Source organism: Lysinibacillus sp. FSL K6-1151 (assembly GCF_038630755.1).
Classification (GTDB): Bacteria; Bacillota; Bacilli; order Bacillales_A; family Planococcaceae; genus Lysinibacillus; species Lysinibacillus fusiformis_D.
This window is the reverse complement of sequence record NZ_CP152040.1, coordinates 1,385,014-1,406,938: the sequence shown is the minus strand read 5'-3', so window position 1 is coordinate 1,406,938 and position 21,925 is coordinate 1,385,014. Positions and strand designations below refer to the sequence as shown.

General features: G+C 33.2%; 16 protein-coding genes. 2 read left to right on the top strand and 14 right to left on the bottom strand.

Annotated elements, in window-relative coordinates:
• Positions 1-19 precede the first annotated feature (19 nt).
• The 14 genes from isdE to MHI04_RS06590 form a co-directional block, all read right to left on the bottom strand.
• Complete coding sequence (isdE, locus tag MHI04_RS06655; protein WP_330493514.1) at positions 20-943, bottom strand: heme ABC transporter substrate-binding protein IsdE; 924 nt, start codon at positions 941-943, stop codon at positions 20-22.
• Positions 944-1,015: 72 nt separating this feature from the next.
• The gene (gene isdC / locus MHI04_RS06650; protein WP_082673684.1) at positions 1,016-1,708 is read right to left on the bottom strand and encodes a heme uptake protein IsdC; all 693 of its coding nucleotides are present in this window, start codon (positions 1,706-1,708) and stop codon (positions 1,016-1,018) included.
• 471 nt (positions 1,709-2,179) lie between these two features.
• The gene (locus MHI04_RS06645; RefSeq protein WP_342535430.1) at positions 2,180-6,760 is read right to left on the bottom strand and encodes an S-layer homology domain-containing protein; all 4,581 of its coding nucleotides are present in this window, start codon (positions 6,758-6,760) and stop codon (positions 2,180-2,182) included.
• A 51-nt stretch (positions 6,761-6,811) separates the two neighbouring features.
• Positions 6,812-7,336, bottom strand: a complete 525-nt coding sequence (locus MHI04_RS06640; protein ID WP_036127114.1) for a tail fiber protein — start codon at positions 7,334-7,336, stop codon at positions 6,812-6,814.
• 21 nt (positions 7,337-7,357) lie between these two features.
• Positions 7,358-7,858, bottom strand: coding sequence for a tail fiber protein (locus MHI04_RS06635; RefSeq protein WP_271912676.1), 501 nt, complete (start codon positions 7,856-7,858; stop codon positions 7,358-7,360).
• A 17-nt stretch (positions 7,859-7,875) separates the two neighbouring features.
• On the bottom strand, positions 7,876-8,382 hold the full coding sequence (locus tag MHI04_RS06630; protein ID WP_036127178.1) for a tail fiber protein: 507 nt from the start codon (positions 8,380-8,382) through the stop codon (positions 7,876-7,878).
• Between the two features lie 478 nt (positions 8,383-8,860).
• Positions 8,861-9,199, bottom strand: a complete 339-nt coding sequence (locus MHI04_RS06625) for a cupin domain-containing protein (RefSeq protein WP_036127180.1) — start codon at positions 9,197-9,199, stop codon at positions 8,861-8,863.
• A gap of 67 nt (positions 9,200-9,266) precedes the next feature.
• Positions 9,267-10,250: an iron-siderophore ABC transporter substrate-binding protein gene (locus tag MHI04_RS06620; protein ID WP_036127182.1), complete on the bottom strand. Its 984-nt coding sequence runs from the start codon at positions 10,248-10,250 to the stop codon at positions 9,267-9,269.
• A gap of 83 nt (positions 10,251-10,333) precedes the next feature.
• Positions 10,334-11,161, bottom strand: coding sequence for an AraC family transcriptional regulator (locus tag MHI04_RS06615; RefSeq protein ID WP_036127185.1), 828 nt, complete (start codon positions 11,159-11,161; stop codon positions 10,334-10,336).
• Positions 11,162-11,584: 423 nt separating this feature from the next.
• Positions 11,585-12,916 carry an opine metallophore biosynthesis dehydrogenase gene (locus MHI04_RS06610; protein WP_170829789.1) on the bottom strand — a complete coding sequence of 444 codons (1,332 nt, stop codon included), beginning with the start codon at positions 12,914-12,916 and terminating at the stop codon, positions 11,585-11,587.
• Between the two features lie 23 nt (positions 12,917-12,939).
• Entirely contained in the window at positions 12,940-13,734 is a 795-nt protein-coding gene (locus MHI04_RS06605; RefSeq protein ID WP_330493511.1) for a nicotianamine synthase family protein, read from the bottom strand.
• Between the two features lie 577 nt (positions 13,735-14,311).
• A complete protein-coding gene (locus MHI04_RS06600; protein WP_089932140.1) occupies positions 14,312-16,024 on the bottom strand; it encodes a methyl-accepting chemotaxis protein in 1,713 nt (570 codons plus the stop codon).
• 420 nt (positions 16,025-16,444) lie between these two features.
• Positions 16,445-17,938 (bottom strand): helix-turn-helix domain-containing protein, encoded by a 1,494-nt coding sequence (locus tag MHI04_RS06595; protein ID WP_036127189.1) that lies wholly within the window; start codon positions 17,936-17,938, stop codon positions 16,445-16,447.
• 438 nt (positions 17,939-18,376) lie between these two features.
• Complete coding sequence (locus MHI04_RS06590; RefSeq protein ID WP_271912668.1) at positions 18,377-19,066, bottom strand: response regulator transcription factor; 690 nt, start codon at positions 19,064-19,066, stop codon at positions 18,377-18,379.
• Positions 19,067-19,442: 376 nt separating this feature from the next.
• On the opposite strand from MHI04_RS06590, the gene MHI04_RS06585 reads away from it, so the two are divergent.
• Together MHI04_RS06585 and MHI04_RS06580 are read left to right on the top strand one after the other, a co-directional pair.
• Positions 19,443-20,507: a GerAB/ArcD/ProY family transporter gene (locus MHI04_RS06585; RefSeq protein ID WP_342535429.1), complete on the top strand. Its 1,065-nt coding sequence runs from the start codon at positions 19,443-19,445 to the stop codon at positions 20,505-20,507.
• Positions 20,500-21,900 carry a spore germination protein gene (locus tag MHI04_RS06580; RefSeq protein ID WP_089932134.1) on the top strand — a complete coding sequence of 467 codons (1,401 nt, stop codon included), beginning with the start codon at positions 20,500-20,502 and terminating at the stop codon, positions 21,898-21,900. Before MHI04_RS06585 ends, MHI04_RS06580 begins: the two co-directional genes overlap by 8 nt.
• The last annotated feature ends 25 nt before the right edge of the window (positions 21,901-21,925 follow it).

The window sequence follows — 21,925 nt, the reverse complement described above, 5'->3', positions numbered from 1 at the left end:
CAGTCCTCTACATTTCTCATTATGGATACATAATGTTAATTAATTCTTCTAGCGCTTGAGGTACTGCAAGCGTTGCTGTTGTGCCAAATAACGGTTCATCTAAATCATAAACACGTCCATTTTTTACTGCGTCAAAATGCTTCCAAATATCATTCGTAGTAAATTCCTCATTAAACATTTCCACAACTTGTTCAGGCAGACCATGTGCCAGACGAATAATAATATCTGGATTGCTTTGTTGTAAAAATTCCGTATTAGACGGTAAATATTCCGGTTCTTGCCCGCTCATCACATTTTGACCTCCAGCCAATCTCACTAAGTCTCCAATATATGAATTTTCTGTTGCCACCAAATAGCTACCTGGAATGCCTAATAAAATCAGCACCTTTGGTGATTCATTTAATTCTGCCTTCATTGAAATGGCTGTAATCTTTCCTTCTAGCTCCGTCACTAGCTTCGTGGCCTCTTCTGTCCGTTTATATTTTTCTCCAATTTCTAAAATAGCAGCTTTCATACTATCAATACTCTGTAAATTCACATATGAAGCATTAATACCAACTTCATCAAATGTCTTTTTCAAATCTGCCTCCAACGTAGTCACTGAGAAAACCTCTGTTGGATTCAAGGATTTTACAATTTCCATATCAGGTGACATCGGACTACCAACCTCGGGTAAACCCTCATATCGTTTAGGTAAATCATATATCGTCGTAGGAATAGCGACGGCATCTAAATTTAGTGCATCTAAAATATGAGCAACTGCAACTGTCGTTGGAATAATTCGATTTTCATCTTGAACAGTTGTCTTATTTTCATCCTTTTTTTCTTTTACCTTATTTTCATTTTCCTTAATTGAATTAGTACATGCTGAAAGAACGACAAAAATAATACATAGCACCACCATATGTAACTTTCTACTATTTACTTTTGTTTCTTTTATCATGTCCATTCACTCCTTTTAAAAAGCACCCTACTCCTACCTGAGTGAAGTAGATGAGGGTGCTTCCGAAATATTTCAATGGATTTCTTCCTTCATGCGTTTTTTAAAATTAAATAGGATAAATCCACTGACACAGAACAATAAAAGTATACCTATTGGAAAAGCATCACTTGTTTGTGGATTTACTTCTTTTTCTTTAACTGACGAAATATCTGTTTTACCAGTATTATCTGTTTTTTTAGTCGTGTTAGAGTTATTTTGTACTGTTGTAGCTGCTACTGCACTACCATCTTCGTTTTTCAATGATGCCGCATCCCATACAAAATCTACTGTATATTCATGATGATAATTTAAGTCATCAATGTCCACCTTCATCGTAACAGCAGTTTTCGATGTATAAGCAGGTAATGCAAATTGGACGATACGTGTATCCTCTGCCTTATTTTCGCTGACGACTTTATTACCGCCTGTACTTGATTGAAATTTCGTTATCCACGCACTTTTTTTCATCTTCATTTGTACAACTGAAGTACCATTCTGAACAATAATTGTTGCAGGCTTCAAAAAGTAATCATTTGCCATCGAAGCAGATGAAGAATCTGGTTTATTCACTTGGTAATTGATTGTATATTTCCCATCTGCAAGCGCAGCAGAAGCATTTAAATTAGGTGTAACGAAAATTGTTAAAAATGCGACTAACATTACTGAAATTAACCTTTTGATAGTAAAACCCCCTTTCAATTGATAATCATTATCAACACTATGCATATAAAAAGGGATATTAGAAAATATCCCTTTTTATTATTCTGCGTGTTCGACATATTAATTATGATAATGATAATCATTATCACTAATTGAATGATATTATGTATACATTAATTTGTCAATACTAATACAAAATAGATTATTTTTCCTAAACAATTTTAAAAGTTAAGTAAGAATCAAAAAGTCTATGAAGCAATGAAAACAGATTGATAAGAAAAAAATCTCTATTTTTATGAAAAAAGTGGTGTCTCAAAATAAAACTTCCATTGACATATTTTAAAATTGATTATCTCTTGTTTTTTCGGGTCATCTCCTGCTGTAGCTCGATTAAGGAATGTGCTTTTAATTCGTGCAGTGTTACTAGAATTAGATGAATCGAATATGGAGTCTTTTATCAGTTATAAAAAATCAATAATAAAGAAACGGATTTGGAAGTTATGCAATTCCAAATCCGTTAAAAAGTTCATTATGTTTTTATTTCATTGTAGCTGCTTGAATTTCAAAAAAGGCCCAATGTTCTTTTGGTATATCCTTGAAGATTGGTTCTGAATCTAAAGTTGGTATTGGACGATTAAAAATTCGATTTAATACCTTTACTGCTTGGGCACGTGTTAGCTTTTCATCTGGGCTAAATTGTCCATTTCCAGAACCTACCATGATCTCCATCTCACTAATAGCCTCTATTGCCTGGGCAGCCCAATGCGTAGAAGCTACATCATGGTATTTCTTATCACCTATCTTTAGATTGCAATAAGGAGTAGCAGTCGTCTCCTCTGAGCATTGCTTATTAAGCCAACGCATAGCAATAACTGCCATTTGAGCTCTTGTTATTTCATCATTGGGGCCAAAAGAATGATCTTGTCGTCTCTCCATGATTCCTTGTGTACGGATATACTCAATATCATGTTTAGCCCATGAATGAGCTGTATCTCTATAAAAAGTTCCAGTTACTTCTGGTACATTATTATTACTCAAACTTCTTGCCAACATTGCGGCCATTTGTGAACGTGTAACACTTTCATTCGGACGGAAAGTACCATCTTCATAGCCTTGGATGTAAGGGACGGATGTTCTCTCTAGCTCTTTTTGTTCTAAATGTACTAAAGAAAAAGTAGAGAAATGCTGTACATCAAAAATGATACCTGTCTGCCCTTTATTGAATTCTACCAATCTTCCAGACAATAATTCCGATGTACCATTACTATGTTCTACATAAACCCTTATATTTCTTTCTTGCACGGATGTCAGGTTCTTTGGCAGTGGTAGTAGCAATGACACTTGACGATTTTGCAAGTTCGTTTCAATTGTTAATGGTTGGCTGATAACTTTCACTTTCGTGCCTTTTGTTAATCCCAATGCCCTTTCACGCTCTTCAATATCTTCCTGTGAGATTGTACTCTTAATCGGTACAATTCGGAAATAAATATCCTCGTTGAAATCTGACATTGAATTATATGGAATTTCGATTTTAACATTCCTCATATCTATCCCAAAGCTAGATTTTCCTTCTACTAATAGTTTAGCTGCCTCTTTAGCAAGTATCACCTTTGTTTCACTTGCAGATGGTTCCATATTTGGTATGACAATTCGAGATTGTTTTTCTTCCAGCTTCACTAATTTCCGAAGAAACTCTTGTGCATTGGCAATTGAAAACGCTACCGTATCTTGTATCTCACCGTTGATATATAGACGTGTTAACACTGTTTGAAGAAGAACCTCGTTTGGCTTATTCGGATCTACAACATTCACCTTTACTTGATTACTTGGCAGACCTGGTTCAGGTGCTGGACTTGGAGTGGACGATCCTCCATCTCCCGGTACAATGTTTTTTGTCCATACAGCATACAACATCAAATTCACTTTCCCCATTTGAATGGTTTGCCCCTCTTTGTAAGTAACACCTTTTCCATCAGACCTTGTATTCCATCCTATAAATGTATAGCCGACTTTCATTAAATTACCTGTATTGCCTATAACTTTAATTAATTCGTGAGCAATATACTGCTTCGAATCAATTGGCACTTTACCTCCTTCAGCTCCGTTACCGTCATACGTAACTGTATATGTTGGCAGTGCGCCCGTTGTAAAATTCCAGGTAGTATTATCAGTAATACCTTCATACACATTACCCGCTAAATCAGTAAAGGCACCTGCATCAATTTGAATACTGTAAGCTGTATTTTGGGTTAATTCTAATGTAGGATTAATTGTCACGGATTCATTAATGATAGAGACGTTTGCTTGCGTAACTTCAATTGTTTCAACAACTTGATTGTCTGAACTATTACGAATGACAATATTTCTATTCGTTACAGGTAAAACCTTTTCATTAAATGTTAATACGAGATTTTCTGTAAACTGTACATCCATTGCTTGATGTATTGGGAAATAAGCTGTTACTTCTGGAGATTTTTTATCAAATATCACAATTGATCCTGAAGAAACCTCCGTTACTTGTATGCCTTCATGCCCCATTAAATCCCGATAATCAATTGCAAAGCTAATTGGTCCCTCTGTGTCCCCAGATTTCAGTGTATAGCTTGCTTGCCAAGTTTTAGCATCTCCATCACCTTTATCGGTTATGATGGCTGTTTGTCCGAGAATCGTTACATTGGGTGATTGAATATCCTCACTTGTCACAAAATCTATTGTGATAATATCATCTACCTTCGCGACTAATGGATTGGCATTATTAGATGCCATTGTCACCTGCTGAACAGTTGGCTTCCTACTATCAACTATGACATAGCTTCCATCAGTTACATCAGTGACCTCTGTTGCTGGAGTGCCTAGTAAATCTTTGAAATTTATGGTAAAGGGTGTTGTCCCCTCCATATCTCCATTTGTTACCATATATGTTGCTTGCCAGTTTGTTGCAGCTCCATTGACAGTTGCGGCTTTTCCTGCAATCTTAACTGTAGGTGCTTGAATACTTTTATCTGTCTTAATTGTTAATGTAATAGTATCCCCTATCTTGGCCTTTGTCGGATCATGATTATTCGACTTAATCGTCACCTCTACAGCTTGTGGCATCGTTTTATCAATCAAAAATGAAACTGTTGTTGTATTACCTGCGTTATCTGTTGCTACCAAAGTATAATTTCCAGATGTACTTACAATGCTTCCACTTGTAAAGAGAGCACCATTTAATGTCGCTGTTCCTTCACTGAAACTAATTGTTACGTCTGTATTATAAACACCGTTATTTGTCACTCCTGTTATGGTAGGAGGGGTCGTATCTAACACAATTGTATTTGATAATGTATTCGATATATTGCCACCAGTATCCCTTAGTTGCATATAAACGGTTTTACTACCTTCACCAGGTGACAATGTCCAATTTCTTGAAGATAAACGCGGCTCCCAACCGGACCAAGTAGTACCATCATTTGACAAGCGCATTTCTATCGCTTCTCCTTCTAAATCACTTGCAGTCATTGTTAAAGTAACATTAGTAGTATTTGTATAGCCTGCTCCACCATTAATCATAATAGTGCCTGTTGGGGCATGATTTTTAGTAATCTGAATTGTAAATTCCTTATCAAACGTATTACCAGCAGCATCTGTTACTCTTATCGTAATCTTATAACTATTTTTCGTATCATAGGCAAACGGGGCATTTGTCTTTAATACATTTCCATCAATTGTAAAGAAGCTTATATCCCCCGATTGCAGTGAATACGTAAAAGTTTGTGCACTTCCTGAGTCTGTTGCCGTCATTGTTCCAACAGTTGTACCAATGGGCTTCTTTTCTTCTATAGTAGTATTACTGAGTTCAATATTCGTAGGTGGTGTACTATCATAGATTATTTGATATTCCGCAGATGCTTTATTCAATGCGCCACTGCTATTAGCAACTACATTTTCAGGAATTTTAATTTTCACTGCTCCATCCACATTTGGTGATATTTGGGCAGTATATGTGGCACCACTTCCTGTGATAGATAGAATAGTTCCATTTGTAACAGTTATATCTCCAGCCGCTAAACCAGCCACTGGCTCACTGAAAACAATCGTTATAGAAATTGGATTGCTATTTGTTGGGCTAGATATAGTTGTTGGAATGGTCACGGAAGGACGTGCATTAACGACTAGATTCATTGTATAGACAGTGCTATAGTCAATACCGTCACTTACCTTAAATGTAAAAGATGCAGAAGAGCCATTTTCCGTCATATATTTTAATTTACCCACATCTAAGTCAGCTTTACTTATTGTCTCACCATTTGCAATAGCTTCCCCTGCCTCAAATTGCTGATTATTATTGTTATCGAGAAAGAGTTGTCCGCTATTAGGAATTGTAGAGATTTGAATCTGTTTCAAAGTATCTCCAGCATCTGCATCATTAAAAATGAAGGAAGTACTATCAAATGTATACATTTGCCCCTCGTTTACATTTACGATTCCATTACTAGATGTCGGTGGGTTATTGGGAGGATTATTATTTGGTATATCTATCGTAAATTCCGTAAACGTTAAATCCCACAACCCCGCCTGTACAGTATTGATAAATTGCACACTTGCAGTAATGATAAAAGAGTTAATACCCTCAATATTAATAGGTATATCATAAATAGGGTCATGCCTTGCAATTGTCTTAAAAACAACTGGATTCCCTTTTGGATTTCCTGCTTCATCATACCCTTGAATCGTCAGAGACAAGGCATCATTTTCGGCATGTGAATTGATAGTATTAATCTTTAACGTTTTTAAATCAAAGACACCACCTGAAAAACTTTCACCTGCAGAGATTCTAATCGATTTTGGTGTTGAATATTCATCTGCATTAAAATAATAGCCAGCTGGAAATTGTGCATCATTACTATACGTGAATAAATGAATACCATCATTCCCTGCAATGCCAGACACTTCAAATCCGTTCGTTGTATCACTTAGCCAATTTGCTTGTGTTAAATCTTGAACACAAGTTGGATAATTAGACGTTCCACAATTAGCCGCCTCTGCTTTTAAAGGGGCAACAAACAATATGACTGTCAATTGACTATAAACTACTAACATAAAACACAAGGTTATGGCTATTATCTTTTTCCCCATTCTCTACACTACTCCTTTATAATTGTTTCACATCCTTCATTTCATTCATTCTTAACTCCTTGGAGGCCATTCTCCAGCTAAGCAAATGATAAAGTTCAACCCAAGATATGGTTGCATATTATTATGTGGTTGATTCCCACCCACTACATCTATTGCCAATAAACTCATTTGTGTATTTACTTGTGTCGCATAGACAGGGACAGAGCCTCTTCCCTGTTGCTCTGTCCATATTGCTCCAGTTGGGTCATTATTTGAAGTTTGAACATTGTTACAAGCAGCTATATGATGATGACTAGGCATTTGAGTTGTTAATAGCGTAACAGTAGCTTCACCCCCTGATGCTCCAACACTCCTCGGTGTTAATCCAGCTCCTGTTCCTTGATGAAGCGCTGCCCTACCATTTAGATTCGGTAAAGCAAAGGTGGTCCTTCCATCTCCTCCATAATTTGCACCTAAAATGGCAAATAACGCTGTATTGGAAGTAATTGATAAGAGCTGACCATTACATAAAGCCCAATCTTTTGGTGCGAAATTACCGCCAAATATTCTGATTTCTCCAATATAGGCTTCTGACATTTTCCTGCATCTCCTTTTTTCTTAATTTCTTGATGGATAAATTCCAACTAGAGCCATACAATAATTTGCCACACTGTAAGGCTGCATATTTTGATGGGGCAGTGAACTTCCTGATGTTGACAATGCTTGTGTGTTCATATAAGTATTCAGTTGATTATCAGAATAGATATTATTAGTGGATGCCCCCCATACATTACCCGCAGCCGCTTTCACCGTAGCACTGTCCAAGCTACCGTTGACTGCATGTGTATGAGCTGGCATTTCGTTTATAGTTAATACATGTGTCTCTTCTCCCGCCTTTTGTCCTAGTGAGACACCGTTACCTACATGAACGGGAACTCTCCCCCTTAAATCAGGCAATGCAAATGTCGTTCTGCCATCGCCACCATAAGTTGTTCCCAATATGGAATATAGGGCTTGGTTTGTATTAATTGGCAAAACTCGACCATCGCATAATGCCCATCCTCTTGGGACCCTTCCAAAGCTAAATAATCTGATTTCACCTACATATGGCTCACTCATCTTTTCATTCCTCCTAATCAAAATGATGGGTATATACCGTAAAGAGCGATAATAAAACTAATTGTCAGAAACGGCATTACATTGTCATGAGGAGTATTTCCTCCAACACTTGAAACGACTGTTGCATTCATTGTGCTATTTGCTGGTTGTGTTGAATATTGTATATTTTTTGCCCAAACAGCTTTTTCAGGACTCAGTGTTGTACCTTCAAGTGAGAAAGCATTTACTTGATGCGTATGAGCTGGAAGCTGTGAAGTGTTTAAAGTGACAGTTTCCACCCCTCCTATTTGACCTATCACATAGTTCGTACCAGTTGCTTGATTCTGTCCTTGATGGACAACTACTCTACTTTGAAAATTTGGTAACGCGAATGTCGTTTGTCCATTCCCGCCATAAGTTGTACCAATTAAGGAATAAAGTACTTCATTTTCTGCAATGGATATGAGTTGCCCATTGCACAATGCCCAGCCATCTGGAGCATAATTACCTGCAAACATTCGAATTTCTCCAACATATGGATCCATTTAAAACACCTTCCTTTAATGATGTATCTCTTACACTAAATTAATGTAGAAAGGTTAAAATCAGGTTAAAAAAATGGCATTAAATGAAAATAATATATTTTACCTAGAATGAATTTCAATCTTTTCAATTTTAGCTACTCATTAAAATCAATAGAAAGAAATCAAATAAACAATCTCATTTTACTATTGCATATGCTGTAGCAAAGGTAGGTAATCAGAATCCAGAAGATAGACCACATGTAATGAAGTGAAGTATAAATATAAGAAAAACAAAAGGAGACCGTTTAATTAACACGAACGGTCTCCTTCATTGTATGTTGCCTCTTGTCCTACTTATTTATCTAGAGGTTAATTCTACGATTTGCGATACAGCAATTTAATCCATTTACTGCCCATTCAGTTAGCCGTGAACCATTTTCTCAAATATTGAATTCGGACTAATGACAAACATTAGATCCTCTGTAGCATTTGATGCCGTTTATTTAGACTCAATACCGCCAGTGTTTACAGCAACTTTAGGCTCAACCAACATAATATGGCATTCCTTTTCAGCGAAAGGCTTTTGCTCTGCTCCTCCCGGAACAATAAACATCTCTCCCTTAGAAATTTTTACCTGGCCATCACGAAAAGCAATGAACATTTCTCCTTCTAGCACAATAAATACCTTATCGGCACCTTGATGCTCGTGCCATATAAAATCTCCATCAATCTTAATTAGTTTGAATTGAAAGTCGTTTATTTCACCTACAACTTTCGGAGACCAGAGCTCATTTATTTGAGACAAATTTTCTTTTATATTTATAACTTGGTAGGGCATAACCATCTCTCCTTATCATCTATTGACCTTCTTAACACTGTTTGTTTCTCGAATTAAATTCTTCGTTTTATTGTTTTTGCAGGGCATTTGTTATATTTTGCAAAGCGTATTCAATAGCTAATGGACCACCAGTAATAGCGGAAGTATCCATTAAATGAATATTCCCTTTTTTTACGGCGTTCATATTATTCCATACATTACTTTGTTGTAATTCACTCATTAATGTTTCCTTTTTTGTAATGTCACCTATAAGGAAAATATGGTCTGCTTGAATTGTTGAAATTCCTTCGAATGCAGTAAACTGATTATTTTTTCCTTTAAATGTGATATCTGGTGTAAGCCCCAATCCCTTTTCTTTATCAAACGCAAGAATATATACAGGATTTTCTTCACCTAGAACATTAAAAGTTTTTCCATCCCAAGACAACACAAGTGCTACTGACTCTCCTTGAATCGACTTTAATGCTTCACGACCAATTGTAATTTCTTGCATCATTTTATCAATTACTTTTTCCGCTTCGTCTTCCTTTCCAATAATCTCGGCTACTGTACGAAGGCCATATTGCCAGTCATCATAGATGTCCTTAGATTTCAGCGTAATGACTGGCGCAACTTTTTCTAGTGACTCATATAATTTTTCATGATGTTCCGTTGCTAAAATATAATCAGGCTCAGTCGATAAAATTTTTTCAATACTAGGAGACAATTTATCTCCTAATTCTTCAGTTGAATCTAGCTTTCCATTTAAATAAGATAAAGAAGATAGATACTCTTTGTCAGTAGAAGCTGTAGGCGGCTCACCTAATGCAACTAGTATTTCAGGATAAAAATACCATAGGGAAACTATTTTTTCTGGTTTTTTCTCGATAACAATTTCTTTACCCAAAGCATCCTTAATGGTTCTTGGCCAATGAGTTGCATCTGCATTAACCGCAGAGGTAGAAGTGTCTTCTGTAGCTACGCCTTTCTTTTCAACTGATGTTTCATTGCAACCTGCTAGTATGCCTGCTAATAATAGCGTTGAGAATAATAGTCCTTTGATCTTGTGCATCCGAAATTCCTCCAACAAATTATCTTTGATACGCTATTAGTATAGTAAAGGAATTTTCGGATTTGAATGGATGCTTGTTGAAATTAGCATGGATTATTGATGAACTTCTCTCGATATTCAGTAGGAGAAAGACCAAATTGTTTCTTAAACACTCTACTAAAATAAAAGGGATCAGCAATTCCAACAGTTTGCGCAATATATTGTACAGGCGCATCACTTGTAAAAAGCATTTTTTGCGCCATGTTGATACGATATTTTAATAAATATTCTGCTGGTCCCATACCTGCATGTTTTCTAAATACATAAGAAAGTCGATTTCGATTCACGTTATATTGTTCTGCAAGCAAGGGGATTGTAAGGCTTTGATGATAGTATTCATGAATATAAGAAGATACCCGTTCGAATAAAGTATGTGATTCACAGCTATTTTGCCTATTAGCAACACATAATAAGGCTTCATTCAGTACATCGCGAAACAGCATTTCGGTCTGAAACATTGAAATACCTCCGCGCTGATTATATACATGCCAAAGACGCATAAGTAATTCAATAAGACGAGGAGATTGTCCAGTCGATAATTCAAAATGCTGATGAGAAAAACTGGACTCTTGTATTTCTGAGTTACATATTCGGTATAAAACAAGAATATATTCCCAGTTCGCATTATCAAAATTTTTTTGATCTAGTTTCATTTTTGCACCACCATGCACAACTTTTCCTGGTGAAAAGATATAAGGCGTGCCATTAAATTGAAATTGTATTTTCCCTGTAAGTGGAAAAATAAATCCAGGAAAGGAATCTGTATAATCAGCGTACGGCACACCTAAATAACTCGTATATCGATATATTCCTTCTACTTGGAAAGGAATATGTGCTAAATGTTCTGCTAACTGATTCACATCGATTTTCAAATTGCATACCTCGTTTCAAAATTGTTTACTAGTAATGGCTTTTGACAACAAATAGCATGGACCCCTCAACAAGCTACTGCTCAAAGTAAGTTTCAGTGGCATCGAGAACTGATTTTAAGGATTCCATAATCAATCGGCGGGTTGAGTCATCTCAGCCAAATTACTGATCATGTTTAGCCCCTGAAATGCGAAAAGGTGGGCATGATGACTTTCGTCTATCCCCACCTTATCGATAATGATTATCATTGTCAATTTGAAATAGAACCACCCATCTACTAATTGGTGGCTTGCACTACGCATGAAAAACTCGGAAACTGAGCCATGTCTAAAGAATTTTGAAAGGTCCGCTAATTGCCCTTAGTTTTCGCACACCGCTATAGTGGCTTTTTTGTTAAACCTTATTGTAAACTTAATAGCTTTTTATCATTTTATATATTCTTCTTCTCCTTCTTTTGTTTTCTTACTCAAAATTAACTCCTTACAAATCATCTCTATTTCTTGTGAAAAAGATTTTATTTGAAAGGCATCAGAAAAGATTTTATGCTTAGATGAAGCCACAACTTGTTGTAGTTTTTCTTCATAGGTTTGTACAAAATAATCAAGCGTCGGGCTTTTCAATTTCAGGGCATGCGCAATCCCTTGAATGATTTTCATACGGAAATAGTCCTCTTTTGGCATTCTAGGAATATCCCATTCTCCATCAAGATTTTTATAAATACCTCTAAAAGGAACGGCAGAAAAATCAAAGTATCTTCCTTCTTTATTTGGTATAGAAAATGGATCAATTAATAAGGATGCATAACGAATATAGAGCAGATATTCTTGATGTATAGATTCGAGTTTATTAAAATTCTCTATTTCTTGTCCGTCTATACTTGCTGGCTGCAATGGATAATTATCGTCTACCATAAATTTTAATAGATTGAGAGGTTGAATATCGAAGTGTTTCACAATTTCCATCATTTCTTTCCAATAATTTAATAGATGCCGAATTATTGTATAAGTAATAGGACCCTCAGGATAAAGCTTATACACATACTTTGTTATACTATCCTCATCAAATATTGCCTTTAATGAAAAATCATTCATAAATAAGGGTGGATGTACGTATAAAGAAATATTTCTTGTTTCTGCCTCAAGGGGAGAAGCTAATTTTTTTAAATGAATCCCTAAATGATGAAATAATTCAGATAATTTATCTAGTCTATGTGATTTTGAGTAAGTTGAACCTACATAAACTGTTTTCTTCACTCCTGTTGTCAATACTTCATTTGATGGTATTCCATCTATCCATCTAGTATCCCCATAATATGTTGAAAAACTAATGATCTCTGCCTGAGGAGTTAGATTCTTTAGGAAATTTGCTATTAAATGACTAGAACCAAATGTAGGTGACATTAATATATAGCAGCTAGCCTGCTTCAACACTTTCGTATCAATTTGTGCTAATACTGAAAGATAAGAGTCTGTAGTAACACAAAGAACTACGGTATCCCAATTTCCAGATATTTTATGATAACCCTTAAAAAACGCATCAATCGTACATTTTCCCGCAACAGACTGATGTTGTGTATTTTGAATAAATACTTTGAGTGCAAGTTGTTGCTGAACGATCGTATCAAAGAAAATGTTGGAGCGTAAAGATTCTCGACCTGCAATAGCTACTTTACTATTACAATAATTTTTGAAATTCACAGCTAATTGAATTACTGTAGGCCCCGTTCCTAACAGTAATACTTTATTAAAATAAGACATAGTCTTCTCCTCACCTATTAAATTCATTGTACCTTTTGATATAAAACAACATCAAAGACATGTTGAGGATGGATAATTTCTTCTATTATATGCCATTTATTTTTATTTACCTTCTGCATTGGATAATTAAAAAGAGACTTTAACCCATTTCCATAACGCATAGCAATCAGTACATCTTTATTTGTTACATCATATAATTGGTCTAATATGTCATATTTACTGCTTACAGTTGAACTAAATATAATATGACTAATCTGTTCCATAACTGCGAGCTCCCTTACTGTCTTCTTGTCAATCTGAATGGATAAATGACTTCCTAATTTATTTACTACATGTTTCCCCAACTGAATCGCCTCATCATCAATATCAATTCCAAAAACGTCTGCTCCTGTTTGTTCCGCAACCATTAATAATGTTATAGGAAAAGACCCAGATCCTATTAAAAGTACCTTCGATTGACTAGTAACTTGAAAACCTCCGAATTCCTTGCCAATACAGTCTCCTATATTACGAAAGTAATCCGTCATCTCCTTTTCTTCATGACTTAATAATAAAGCCCGGTATTTTTCCATGATTTGGACACAAACAGAAGAGTTCTTTCGTAGATTTTGAACTAATGATACTATTTCAATTGACCGCCCTAAATTATTCCATTGTGTTTCATTGTCATGATTTATAATAAAAGAAGAATACTCATCAATTAACGCACACAACTCTAAATAATCAACTAGTAGATGATCCTTGTTTTGATAAATAAATAACTTAAATTTATTATCAAAGTAATGTAATTTCTTTAAAAACAACTCTATATCCTTCACTTGCCCCACTCCTATATTTGAGGATTAAAGTTCAATATATGCATACACTTTTAATACTATTTCAACACTTCCTTGGTTATGTAAATAATTTAACGTCCTCAATAATTAGTAAAAAATTGAGGGATTCATTGTATCCCCCAAATATAGAAAGCCGCGAAGTTGTAAATAGTAATAGCAATGGAAGGTTTACCCCATCTTAAATCCTTGTAGCAACTAATGGATTGATAGTCGATCAAATGCAAAATCATAACCGTATATATTAGAAGACACTTGTGCTAAAGCTGTTATATTTTTTGTAAGAGGTACGCTTGCATCTTCATATGCATATAAAATCTTAAACATATGGATTTATATCATTGATGAGGAATCTGTCTAATTCTTATGATTCCACATAAAAAAGACCAGAAACTCACTTGTTATATGAGTTCCTGGTCGAGCGTTAAATAGTTAAATGTAAATACATTTCGTGTGAAATACTATAGTAACATTTAATACTAATTTATTGGCTTATAGTTCATAATGTCTGTTTATCAAACCATTTTATCTTTGCCTAAGAATTTCAAATAAATCATACACGTCATACTTTGAACATATTTGTTTTATTTTGTAATTCTTCTGCCATTTTAGAAAGTGTAAAAGTAGATGCTGTAATTTCTTCCATTGAGGCTAGCTGTTCCTCTGTAGCTGCAGAAATATTTTGTGTTCCTTCTGCAGAACTTTGGGCGATTCCATTGATTTGCTTCATCGAATCAGTCATATTATTCATTTCTATAGCCATATGTTCTACCGAAGTAGAAATCCCCTGAACTTGAACAGATACTTGTTTGGTAGCATGTTGAATTTTTTTGAAGGCTTCTCCTGCGGTGTTTACACTATTCATACCTATAACCACTTCATTTGTTGTGAACTGCATTGATTCTACTGCTCTATTCGTTTCCGTTTGAATTCCATCAATTAACACAGAAATTCTCTGTGCGGATAAAGAAGATTCTTCAGCTAATTTTCGAACTTCTTCTGAAACAACAGCAAAACCTTTACCATTTTCCCCTGCTCTTGCCGCTTCAATCGCTGCATTTAATGCTAGTAAGTTAGTCTGTTCAGCAATACTTGTAATAACTTCTACGATTTGTCCAATCTCTGAAGAGCGATCACCTAAACCAAAGATCACATTATTTAGATTATCGATAGAAGTTTGGATTTTGTCCATTTGTTGAACAGCGTTTTTAATGATTTCATTCCCATCCACTGATATTTGTTCTGCGTGGATAGCTGCCTCTGATACGCTAGTTGAATTACTTTCAATTGTTTGGACATCTTGTACCATTTGTGTAACAATATCTTCTGTTTCTATTATCGTTCTAACTTGATGCTCTGATCCGCTTGCAATATCTAACGTAACAGTCGCAATATGCTCGCTAGCTGAATTTGTTTGTTCTGTACTTGCTGTGAGTTCTGTAGAAAACGCTACCATATGTTCAGACGATTGCTTTACCTGACCAATTAAATCTCGTAATTGAGCAATCATACGATTAAGTGAGGAAGATAATATCCCAAATTCATCCTTAGAATCATAATCTACACTAAAATTCAATTCCCCCGCTTCTGCTCGTTGAACAGCAGTTTTTATTTTTTCTATTGGAGCAGTTATATATTTTCGAACACCAATAAACCCAATTACAACATACAGTATGCTTAATACCACTGAAACGATCATTGTATTTCTAGTATTTTTATCTACTTGGTCTACACTATCTTTATATAAAGAGCTTGCATAATCTCTATTCAGTTCTGTTAACTTTAAACCTTTTGATAAAATGCTATTATACTCAGGCTCACCTATAGAATAATAGAGGTTTAACGCTTCCTCATTCTTATTAGCAAGACTCAGTTGGAATACTTGCTCCATAGTCTCTTTAAAAATTGGATATTGTTCCACCAGTTCACTTATAATTTCTGCTTCATCTGACTTCAAGTTGGTGTCATTAAGTAATTGAAGATTCATTTCATTATCTTCAAAAGCTTTGTTCACCTCATTATTGATTAATTCAATCGTTTTTTCATCAGTATAAAGGAAGGATCTATACATATCTGTTAAAATAATACGATTATTTAGCCTGTAATCAGTCAATATAATCCCTGGTTCTAAGCGGTCCTTAAATATATCCTCTATATTATTTTTTAAAGATTTCATCGTGTTATACCCAACCACTTGAATAATACCAACTGTAGATATGGATATTAACATTAAGATTAATAATTTTTTCATTGTGGAAAGATTGCGTAACATCATAATTATCCCCTCTGATTTGAAAATGTAGTAAACGAAAATTTGTTTGTTTTACTGGTTATTCATTTAATAACAATAGGTAATAAGTTTGTCTTACTTTATCATTGGTTCGTGTCTCTATTATCCAAACTATTTTATATAGCACGGTAGCATTCTAACCTCTGATGTATAGTCTGCTCTGTCTAACTTTTTATCATCTATGAGTCTAGTATCCTTTCCTTCAGTAATTTTCAAGAAAACATCAAACCCAACAAAAGTATGTATTTTAAAATCAATGATAATAGATTTATATCAATAATATTTTTCATCATGTATAACTTAGTTTTATATTCTCCTTCTATCATTTTTAAATTCAATATTCCAAATAATCCAATAATTTTTATCCCAGTATCCTTTTCTCAAGATCAATTAAATTCCCCCACTCTATACTTGACTTAATAATGTTTTTAAAAGTAGTTGGTCTGGCTGTTGTTCTTTAGTAAAATAAATTTTTTGAAGTCTTTTACCTAGTCTGAAAAAATCCTCCCTTTCAGGTATAGAATTCCACACAAAAATATCTTCTTTATCTTTAGCAATATTTAAGTATAGGCGATCAGTGATTATCAATTCGGCTTCTTCATCTTTTGTGCAATAATCAACATGCGAAAAAACGCGTTTGACCTTATCAAATAAATAAGGAACATCATTTATCACAGAGTATATTTTTACCTTTATTGTGCTTCTTTTAAGTACGTCGATTGATTGTTTTAGTAATCGATGATATCTACCAATTAAAAGCTCCCTACGTTCAAAAATCTTATAGAATGCTTCATTCTCTAAGAGATAATCATAAAATTGATTCATAATTTCAATTTGTATAGTGGCATGACTATCAAATCTCTTTTTATAAAGATCCTCTTTAAATAGAAATGCAGGACCAGAAAAATTCACCGTATAATAATGAAGGTTAAGTAAGTTTACAAACAATACGCCATATTCCTCTATATCTAAAGTAATAGAAAAAAACTCCCTGAATTTCTCCATCCAATACAAAGTAGCTTGCACAAATAATTCTTGATTATGGTATTGAGCAAAATTCATCATTAAACTTATTGTACTTTCATTTTTCTCATAACGATGTTGAGATTCTAGAAATGAAAATGAAAACTTTATCTCTTTTTCTATTGCTTCATCATTAAGGGCTGTGAATTTTTTAAATAAAGAACTAAATGTTTGTGAAAACTTTTCATATTGATAATGATGTTCTGTGTATCTTGTATATGCTGCGTCTTCTTCTATTACAAAACCCATTTTAGCTCTTATTAAACAAATAGCCAGCAAATATAAAACAGATATTGGAAGTTCTCGATTATACCCCTTAATTACTTCTAATATTTCTTCTCTAGATATTCCTGTGAAAGGCCAAATTTCTCCCCAACATGAATTCCAATAGAACAAATAATAGAAATAGCGGAATTGTTTTTCAGATCCTTCAAGTGTAATGAAATCCTGAGAAGTATATTTTAATTGAAATTCTTTTAATAAAGGTTTAATCTTATTAATTTGGCGATATATAGAAGCTTGACTTGTAAAATTCTCTATAATAAACATATTAAAATCGACTAATTTATTGTAGAAAATATCATTAAAGATTTTATATGCTAAAGAATTTTGTAAGTAATACCTTTCTATTGCTTTAATCGAAAAATAATCTTTACAATCTAATTTAAATTGCTTATGTTTAATTTCTTTTAAAAAAGTAGCTTCATCAAATTTTTGTAAATCACCTGAGAGTTCTGTTACTATTTTTAAGATGGTTCTTTCAGATAAATCCATTTTTTTAGCCAACTCCTGACTAGAAAAAAAACGTTTTTCATTATGGATATGATCTAATAATTGCACCTTTTGTAAAGTGAAACGATCTAAAAAATTGTACATACTCTCACCTCTATTTCTTACTAATTTGTCTATCAATACGCCGAAAATACGCATATATAGAACTGGTAACTACATTATGGTTTATTGCACTTTTTTTAAAACCTATCGAGCAAAGAATCCCTATTAAATTCATTTGAAATAATCAAAAATACCTATGTTAGGTACCTCTTTATCTCTAATTAACAAATACCATAACATCTATTCACATGTCTTCAAAATCAACATTTGTTTCAAATGAAGCATAATTTGATAATTAGATATAAGAAAAAAGAAGTATTTGTAATATAAGAAATTTCGTTATGGCAATTAACGATTTTGGTGTCAAAGGCTTTATGTAGATACAAATCAGTTAAAAGAAAATGAGCTAGCTGCTTAAAAGGGAGTATTCCCCAATAAAACAAAATTATCCGAATATAAATAATATTCGGATTTCTTTTATTATAGTAATGTACGTTTTTTATTATAATTTACATATAAATTAGATATAGCTAAATTATAAGGAATCCACCTGTTTTTAACTGCTTTATCTATTGCTTGAATACGAGTCTTCACTGATAATTTATTATAAATTTTATTAATATTTATATTGATCGATTTTTCCGAGATATTGAGTGTTTGACTAATCTCTTGTATATTTTTACCTTCTGCAAGCATGAGCAAAATGACATATTCACGCTTTGTAAAAAGATGAGATATGATTTCCTTCGAATCAAAAAGTTTTAAATAACTTTTTATAAAAATGGTCATTGTCGAACTATTAAAGTAGTATTCACCTTTGGAAATTAAATCTATTGCCTTTCTTAATTCTTTTGATTTTATATTATATAAAACATAACCTGAGACGCCAGCTAACAAAGCCTCATGAATTTCGTCCTCTAAAATAATTGAAGTAAGAATAACAACATATGTATTAGGATATTCGGATCGAATCCGTTTTACATGTTTTAGGTTATTTTTACTTAGATCATTAATGACAATAATATCTGGCTTGTAATGTTTCATTAAATCATAAAGATTTTTAGATAAGTCAATGTCTGAATAAATATTGTAATCACTTTCCAGTATTTTCACTAAACCCATTTTCAAATAAAGATTGTTTTCTAAAATGATCATATTCTTCTTAAGCAAATTGAAAAAGTCCCCCTTTTCATTTAAATCATAAAAATATTCATTAAATTTTATAATCTATGTAATTTTTTTATAATTTATAAACCTTTTCTCAGTTTCGCACTGTTAAAAAAGGCTTTAATTTAGTTAAATCTTAGCAGTTATATAAAATAAATCAAAATCTACTTTTGATAGTTTTTTAACTTGCTTTGATAATTAGTAGCATCATTGTTAGATTAATTATTTATGCAATGCCTCATTTTAACTTCCATGAAGAGAGTGAAATTTTGAGCTAGAGCTATAACGGGGTTCATGTGTGTTAATAATAAAAAGAAGTCTATTTAGATTAGATGACAACAAACATGGGGAGTATTGTTAGGAGGGGGTTTAAGATAAAATGAACAAAGTTTTACAACCAATACATGTATATTGTTTGTTATTCTTATCAGTTAGTTTTTTAGCACATTTCGTTTTAATTCCCACAATTTTCACAGTGGTCGAACGTGAAGCATGGATAAGTGCATTAGCTAGTGTAATCCCAATATTCTTTTTTGCCTTGTTTATTTCTAGAATTACAACAAATAATACTTCATTTCTTGAATTAACATCTGTCCAGACTAGCAGACCACTCTATTTATTCATCATTACTTCATATATAGTTTATTTTATTTCATCCACTTTCGTCTCACTCAAATTTACAATTATTTGGGCAGATGAAAGTTTTAACTCTGATTATCCATATTTTATAACAGTTATTTTATTTATATTATTATGCTTTTATGGTTCCTTAAAAGGGATCAAAACCATAGCTATCCAGTCCATAATTATTTGTTCACTCTACATTTTTTTGTTTGTACTCCTCAACTTAGGGAACTCAATGAACAATGAATATGAACTATTATTACCAGTATATACAAGTAATACTCCGTCCATTTTATGGGGAATATTATACATGTGTATTGGTATTTTAGAAATGGGTTTTATTTTAATTGTTTTAAATGGTTATGTAAAAGAGAGAATGAAAAGAAAAGGAATACTTGTTTTTTCTATTATATTTGCCCTATTGGTTTTTATTTCCATTGCGACTGCTATATCTGAATTCGGCATCTATATAACCCAGAAAATGCTCTTTCCTCTAAACGAACAATGGAGGGTTTTATCATTTGGTAAGTACTTTACAAGATTGGATTCTTTATCTGTTCTCCAAATATTATCAGTGGCTTTTATTCGCATATGTTTATTTATGTATATTGTATCTTCCTTTTTTAAAAACCGAAAATTAATATTATTTATTTGTTATCTATGTTTAACAATAGGATTATTAATTCCTTGGTCTGTTTCTGATTTTTTATCATTTATAAAAAGCACTTATCTCCTTTCTATTTTTGTATTTTTATTCTTATTTATGACTGTTTTCTACGTATTAGAAAAAAAGCAAAAGGGAGTTCATAATCTTGACTGAAAATAGGGATTTTTTTTATAAAGAATTAAGTCACCAATCAGATATAACGGTAAGTAGTAAATTCTATATGTTTAATAACGAAAAACATGAAGTTATATTTATCTATTGCCATAGTTTAATTGATAGTGTACTTTTTTTGAATTCATTATTACCAAATATTAGATTTTTGGCTGAACAAGGCCATTTACACGATGTCGAAATTATAAATCGCTATTTAGAAGTACAGGAGAGAAAAGAGTTCAGAACGAAGACAGATGAAATAAATAGCAAAATTTTCTCAGGTTTTTTATATTTTTTTCATGTTCCATCAAACAGCTTATATTCAACCAATTTAGCTAAACTACCTGAACGATCCATTGAAGAATCAAATATGGAAGTCTCATTAAGAGGACCCAGAGACGGGTTTATTGAAAATATAGATACCAATTTTTCTTTAATAAGAATGAGATTAAAAAGTAAAAATTTATCAAGTGACCAGTTTACAATTGGTGATATAAGTAAAACAAAAGTTTTATTGCTCTACATTGAGAACAATATTGATCAGACCACTTTAAAGAATGTACAAAACAAACTAAATAAAATAAAAGTAGATAATATTGCAAGTAGTTATCATATTGAAGAATTACTTTATGATAAGTTGACCCTCTTCCCTCTCCTTGATTATTCAGGAAGACCCGATTTTGTAGTAAGTTCTCTCAATAAGGGCCGTTTTGTCATATTGGTAGATGGAAGTCCAAGCTGTTTAATTGGACCCGCAAATTTACTACTTATTTTGAAAGCCCCGGAAGATGATCAAACTAATTTTTTATTTGTGAGTTTTTCACGAATTTTAAGGATTACCTCTTTATTAACAAGTATATTTTTACCTGGGTTTTGGATTGCATTAACTGTCCATCAACTTAACCAGTTACCCTTTCCCTTACTAGTTTCAATATCTGCATCTAAAATTGGACTACCCGTCTCTTCTTCGTTCGAAATTCTTATTATGCTCGTTTTTTTTGACCTCTTTCGAGAAGCGGGCATACGTTTACCTAAAGCTGTAGGTCAAACTGTTGCAGTTTTAGGAGGCTTAATAGTTGGTGATGCTGCCATAAGAGCAGGATTTACATCACCATCAACATTAGTAATTGGAGCACTTACTGTTATATCTAGCTATACATTAATTAATCAAAATATACTAGGAAATGTATTTTTAATAAGAGTTGCTACATTAGTAATTGCCTCCTTTTTTGGAATGTATGGCTTTGTTTTAAGCGTCTTATTTTTCTTAACATATATCTCATCATTAGAAAGTTTCGGGCATCCTTACCTTTCTACATTTTACAAAGTAAGTATACCCAATCTTATTAAAGGTTTTTTAAAAATGCCATTTAGAATTAAAATAAAAGACTGACTGCTTTTTCAGCAGAAGGGAGATT

What these genes read in the sequence shown, in the direction of transcription:
- MHI04_RS06620 (WP_036127182.1), bottom strand. Translation starts at nt 10,250, where the DNA reads ATGCACAAGATCAAAGGACTATTATTCTCAACGCTATTATTAGCAGGC.
- MHI04_RS06595 (WP_036127189.1), bottom strand. Translation starts at nt 17,938, where the DNA reads ATGTACAATTTTTTAGATCGTTTCACTTTACAAAAGGTGCAATTATTA.
- MHI04_RS06640 (WP_036127114.1), bottom strand. Translation starts at nt 7,336, where the DNA reads ATGTCAGAAGCCTATATTGGAGAAATCAGAATATTTGGCGGTAATTTC.
- MHI04_RS06630 (WP_036127178.1), bottom strand. Translation starts at nt 8,382, where the DNA reads ATGGATCCATATGTTGGAGAAATTCGAATGTTTGCAGGTAATTATGCT.
- MHI04_RS06610 (WP_170829789.1), bottom strand. Translation starts at nt 12,916, where the DNA reads ATGTCTTATTTTAATAAAGTATTACTGTTAGGAACGGGGCCTACAGTA.
- MHI04_RS06625 (WP_036127180.1), bottom strand. Translation starts at nt 9,199, where the DNA reads ATGCCCTACCAAGTTATAAATATAAAAGAAAATTTGTCTCAAATAAAT.
- isdE (WP_330493514.1), bottom strand. Translation starts at nt 943, where the DNA reads ATGATAAAAGAAACAAAAGTAAATAGTAGAAAGTTACATATGGTGGTG.
- MHI04_RS06585 (WP_342535429.1), top strand. Translation starts at nt 19,443, where the DNA reads ATGAACAAAGTTTTACAACCAATACATGTATATTGTTTGTTATTCTTA.
- MHI04_RS06635 (WP_271912676.1), bottom strand. Translation starts at nt 7,858, where the DNA reads ATGAGTGAGCCATATGTAGGTGAAATCAGATTATTTAGCTTTGGAAGG.
- MHI04_RS06600 (WP_089932140.1), bottom strand. Translation starts at nt 16,024, where the DNA reads ATGATGTTACGCAATCTTTCCACAATGAAAAAATTATTAATCTTAATG.
- MHI04_RS06645 (WP_342535430.1), bottom strand. Translation starts at nt 6,760, where the DNA reads ATGGGGAAAAAGATAATAGCCATAACCTTGTGTTTTATGTTAGTAGTT.
- isdC (WP_082673684.1), bottom strand. Translation starts at nt 1,708, where the DNA reads ATGCATAGTGTTGATAATGATTATCAATTGAAAGGGGGTTTTACTATC.